The sequence below is a fragment of the Bacillus sp. MBGLi79 genome (genome assembly GCF_002953915.1).
Map to the genome: position 1 here is coordinate 3,911,680 of NZ_CP026521.1, position 1,289 is coordinate 3,912,968.

Annotated in this window: 1 protein-coding gene and 2 pseudogenes; 2 read left to right on the forward strand and 1 reads right to left on the reverse strand. The window is 32.6% G+C overall.

Features of this window, described 5'->3' with window-relative positions; translation table 11 throughout:
- Window positions 1-15: 15 nt before the first annotated feature.
- Window positions 16-273, forward strand: a pseudogene (gene sdpB / locus C1T29_RS20005) (sporulation-delaying protein SdpB); the annotation flags it as partial.
- A 42-nt stretch (window positions 274-315) separates the two neighbouring features.
- Complete coding sequence (gene sdpC, locus C1T29_RS20010) at window positions 316-927, forward strand: sporulation delaying protein SdpC (protein ID WP_095431904.1); 612 nt, start codon at window positions 316-318, stop codon at window positions 925-927.
- Between the two features lie 46 nt (window positions 928-973).
- Here sdpC and sdpI read toward each other — a convergent pair.
- Window positions 974-1,289, reverse strand: a pseudogene (gene sdpI / locus C1T29_RS20015) (immunity protein SdpI); the annotation flags it as partial.

A 1,289-nucleotide genomic window follows, 5' to 3' on the forward strand; every position in this document is an offset into this window, starting at 1 on the left:
TAAGTAATTTACTTTTCAAATATCAGAATAAAGAGAATTGCCCTTGTTTTGGGAATATTATTTCATGTTGGGATCATATTCAGCATTGGTATTGTAAGTTTTGGCTTGATCATGATATCAGCATTAATTATATATCTGCATCCTGTACAACAAAATATCACTATGAATTGGTGTTCTCCTTTATTTAAATATATATATGTAAAAGGAAAGAGAAATTTCAAAAGAATAGGAGGTGAATCAGTCAAGTTTCTTACAAAATTGTTTCATAGCTAACATTTAGATAATGGAGAAATAACTTAATGGAGGTATAATAATTTGAAAAGTAAATTACTTAGGCTATTGATTGTTTCCATGGTGACGATGTTGGTTTTTTCATTAGTAGGACTCTCTAAGGAGTCAAGTACATCTGCTAAAGAAAACCATACATTTTCTGGAGAAGATTACTTTAGAGGACTTTTATTTGGACAAGGGGAAGTTGGTAAATTAATTTCAAACGATTTGGACCCTAAACTCGTAAAAGAGGCAAATAGTACAGAAGGTAAAAAGTTAGTAAATGATGTAGTCAAATTTATAAAAAAAGATCAACCACAATATATGGATGAATTGAAACAATCGATTGACAGCAAAGACCCTAAAAAACTCATTGAAAATATGACCAAAGCAGACCAACTTATCCAAAAATATGCTAAGAAAAATGAAAACGTAAAATACTCTTCTGATAAAGTTACTCCATCTTGTGGGCTTTATGCCGTCTGTGTAGCAGCTGGATATTTATATGTTGTGGGCGTTAACGCAGTTGCATTACAAACGGCTGCCGCGGTAACAACTGCAGTGTGGAAATACGTTGCCAAATATTCCTCTTCAGCTTCTAATAATTCTGATTTAGAAGCGGCTGCTGCAAAAACCCTAAAATTGATTCATCAATAATCCATTATAATTGAGTGTCTTGCGGATTGCTCCGCAAGACACTTTTTCAACTTGAACCGTTTAATTTTTTGTAATAAAGATATGAAGCTAGTGTTGAAATAACTAATGCTAGAAGAACTAGCACAATCATAATAAGAATTATAAATTCTCCTGTAAAAAATGAAAGAACAGCTATTATAAAACCACACACTACAAGTACTTTAGAGGCAAAGCGATTTCCCAGTTTCCAAACAGTCTCATCTTTTAATGTCCAAGGTGTCCTCAATCCAATAAGATGGTTTTGGTCTGCTAGCTGCATAGAATTTCCACCAATAATTAAAAAGATACCAACACCAAGCCCTATTATTAAATCAATATTCACT